5 protein-coding genes and 1 pseudogene are annotated in these 3352 nt (G+C 51.0%); 5 read left to right on the plus strand and 1 reads right to left on the minus strand.

Features of this window, described 5'->3' with window-relative positions:
* Positions 1-113: 113 nt before the first annotated feature.
* Positions 114-392 (plus strand): nucleotidyltransferase domain-containing protein, encoded by a 279-nt coding sequence (locus tag QZP87_RS15595; protein ID WP_363331010.1) that lies wholly within the window; start codon positions 114-116, stop codon positions 390-392.
* Entirely contained in the window at positions 389-739 is a 351-nt protein-coding gene (locus tag QZP87_RS10440; RefSeq protein WP_291322866.1) for an HI0074 family nucleotidyltransferase substrate-binding subunit, read from the plus strand. Before QZP87_RS15595 ends, QZP87_RS10440 begins: the two co-directional genes overlap by 4 nt.
* A 31-nt stretch (positions 740-770) precedes the next feature.
* On the opposite strand, the gene QZP87_RS10445 is transcribed toward QZP87_RS10440, so the two are convergent.
* Positions 771-1103: an efflux RND transporter permease subunit gene (locus QZP87_RS10445; protein WP_363331011.1), complete on the minus strand. Its 333-nt coding sequence runs from the start codon at positions 1101-1103 to the stop codon at positions 771-773.
* Between the two features lie 37 nt (positions 1104-1140).
* On the opposite strand from QZP87_RS10445, the pseudogene QZP87_RS10450 reads away from it, so the two are divergent.
* From QZP87_RS10450 to QZP87_RS10460, 3 genes and pseudogenes are all read left to right on the plus strand, one after another.
* Positions 1141-1386, plus strand: a pseudogene (locus QZP87_RS10450) (sigma 54-interacting transcriptional regulator); the annotation flags it as partial.
* Between the two features lie 258 nt (positions 1387-1644).
* Positions 1645-1875: a hypothetical protein gene (locus QZP87_RS10455; protein WP_291322864.1), complete on the plus strand. Its 231-nt coding sequence runs from the start codon at positions 1645-1647 to the stop codon at positions 1873-1875.
* Positions 1876-2060: 185 nt separating this feature from the next.
* The coding region (locus QZP87_RS10460; RefSeq protein WP_291322865.1) for an AAA family ATPase at positions 2061-3352 on the plus strand (1292 nt) is incomplete at its 3' end.

Genomic DNA, 3352 nt, shown 5'->3' on the forward strand with positions numbered 1-3352 from the left:
CAGCTTCGGGTAAGACCCCAATGCCAAACATAATTAAACTTTGAGCTTATATGGACTCAGCACACAAAACTGACCAATACCTCAGGCAAACTTTTGAGATAATTGCCGCCCACATGAAAGAGCACCCAGTACGAGTATATCTATTTGGCTCCCGGGCATCCGGAAAGGCAAGACTCTTTTCTGACTGCGATATTGGCATAGAACCCTTGCAGAACTTGCCTGTCGGGCACTTGAGCCGCCTCAGGGAAAAACTTGAAGAAAGTCACATTCCTTATGCCGTTGAAGTGGTAGATCTTTCGCTGGCTAATGAGGAGTTTGCCCGAAAAGTACGTGATGAAGGTATATTATGGATAAACACCAGCAACGACTGTAAACCGCGGACGCGGCCCTGAAAACTTTATTAGAGGTAATCGGCTCGCCGCAGGTTTCAGATATTCAAAGGGATGCCGCTATTCAACGGTTTGAATATTCTTTTGAGGCCGTGTGGAAGGCAGCCAGGGTGTATCTTTTTGAAGTCGAAGGAATTGACGTAGCTTCTCCAAAAAAGGCTCTGCGCGCATCCGGAGAAATCGGTCATTTGTCTGAGGAACAGGTATCCCTTGGTTTGCAGATGGTGGACGACCGCAACCTGACATCCCATACATACCATGAAGGTCTGGCGCAGAGAATATTTGAAAGACTGCCACCGTATGCTGAATTGATGGGTGTATGGCTGGACAAAATGAAATCTTCAGTATGATATCAAAACGTTACAGAAGCAGCTTATGGTCTCATATACCTGGTTGATCGGAACCCCCATGGCCCTGGCCTTTTCCCGGTCCAGATCCGTCCGGTAATTGGGTATGTCCGTTTCCAGGGTGGTCCTGGCATTGACCAGTTGCGGAAGGGGCAAACACGGCCACCAGAACCAGGGTGGAGGCAAGTACCGCTCCCGCCACCTGCTTCATGGTTTCTATGGAAGCCTCCCTGGCCTTGAGACTTCTTTCCCGCATGAGCCTTTCCACATTTTCCATGGCAATAATGGCGTTATCCACCACTATGCCGATGGACAGCACCAGCCCGAAAAGCGTGAGCAGGTTTACGAAAAAACCCATGGCCAGCATGCCGGCAAAGGTGCCTATGATGGACACCGGTATGGCGGAGATTTTTGCCAATGCCCTGCACGCGGCCTCCCTCAGGTCGGATGGACCGTTTATAAAAGTAAACTGCGGCGGACTGCCGGAGCCCCTTGTGGACAGCGAGCTTTTCGGACATGAAAAAGGGGCGTTTACCGGTGCTATATCCAGAAACAGGGGCAGGTTTGAGCGGGCGGACAAGGGGACCATTTTCCTGGATGAGATAGGTGAACTTCCCTTAAACATCCAGGCCAAGCTATTAAGAGTCCTTCTTCTTAAGTAACTACAATCGTATTGGCCATAAAATCAGGCAGTTGCTAATTTCAGGATATTTGCTCTTGTTCCCAGGCTCCAGCCTGGGGACATCACTTTTTTGTGGCTCCAGCCACATTTCGAAGAAGCGGCTGGAGCCGCAAGAACTAAACGTTTCCAGGCTGGAGCCTGGTAACGAGGGGTGTCAGTTACTTATAGGTTCGGTCCCGGGCCCCCGGGGTGAAGCGCTGACAATCATGAACACTCGGCGGTTTATATGGACGGAGCAGTCCCCACGGGAGTGGACTTTGCCGGACATATTCCGGTTACAGAGTGGAAGTTGGTCACTGTTGCTGACTACAACGGCAACGGCCTGTCCGATACCCTGTGGATGCATGTGCCTACCCGGACCCTGGTTATTGCCCTGACCGGAGAACATCTGTTCAGTGAAGTGGGGATATTATTTGAACTGCCGGATGACTTGGAGATTGTGGGTAAGCGGCAATAATAAGCAGAAACCAAATCCTGATATCTAAAAAACAGGGAACAGGGTACTTGCCTTGTTCCCTGTTTTACATTGGAACCTGGTTGTGCTCTCGTCTATCCCAACCTTGCAAAGTCATGTTTTTGCACTTAAGTTAAAAACTTAAATATGACAGCATACTTGAACAGCAATCAGAGGAGACTTTTATCATGGCCCTTTTTTTCAATACTGCAGGCCCCACTATTCCGGAAGATCACTATCATATTGATCCCTTGCACCGAGTGGACTGGGAAGAAATTCAGCATCTTATTGACAATAAGCGCTATTTTGTCCTGCATGCCCCGCGCCAGACCGGCAAAACCAGCACCCTCCTGGCCATGATGAAGGCCATTAATGAAGAGGGCCGTTACAACTGCGCCTATGCCAATATCGAAGGTGCCCAGGCAGCAAGAGGTGATGAGACCAAAGGAATTCCAGCGGTCTGCAGTTCCATTGCAGCAGCCATCCGCCGGGAACTGCACATGCCGGAGGTATTTAACTGGCTGACTGAACATGGCCGCAGCCAGCCGGTCAATGATCTTCTACACCAAACCCTTGAATACTGGAGCAATTTGTCCGACAAACCATCGGTCCTTTTTCTGGACGAAGTAGATGCCCTGGTAGGGGATACCCTCATATCTCTTTTACGCCAGATCCGCTCCGGCTATGCCCAGCGCCCCGAGGCGTTTCCCCAGAGCGTAATCCTCTGCGGAGTCAGGGATGTACGCGATTACCGCATCCATCAGGCGGGCGGGGAAATCATCACCGGCGGCAGTGCCTTTAATATTAAATCCGCATCTATCCGCATGGGCAATTTCATCCGAGATGAGGTCCAGGCCTTGTGGCTGCAGCACACAGAGGAAACCGGCCAGAAGTTTGAAGAAGATATCTTTCCGGAGCTTTGGGAGGATACATTTGGTCAGCCCTGGCTGGTAAACGCCCTGGGTCATGAACTGACCTGGGAAATCCGGGCCTTGAGAGACCGGACCAGAAAGATCACTCTGACTGATTATCTGCAGGGCCGGGAGCAGCTGATCATATCCAGAGCCACGCATCTGGATCAGCTGGCTGACAAGCTGCGCGAGCCTCGGGTGCACGGGGTGATATCCGCCCTGCTGGCCGGAGAGGAATCAGTTCTGCAGGTGCCTGAGGATGATCTGCAGTATGTGGCTGATCTTGGTTTGATAGAAAGAAAGCCCCAACTCCGGATCAGCAACAGGATATACAAAGAGGTCATTCCCAGGGAGCTGACATCAGTTGCTCAGGACAGCATCAGCAACCAGGAGACCGCCTGGTATGTAAAAGATGACCACAGCCTGGATATTCATAAACTTTTGTCCGCCTTTCAGCAGTTTTTCCGTGAACACAGCGAAATCTGGGAGGATGGATTTGATTACAAAGAAGCAGCTCCCCAGCTTCTGCTCCAGGCTTTCCTGCAGAGGATTCTCAACGGCGGTGGAAG

The sequence above is a fragment of the Desulfonatronospira sp. genome (genome assembly GCA_003563255.1).
GTDB lineage: Bacteria > Desulfobacterota > Desulfovibrionia > Desulfovibrionales > Desulfonatronovibrionaceae > Desulfonatronospira.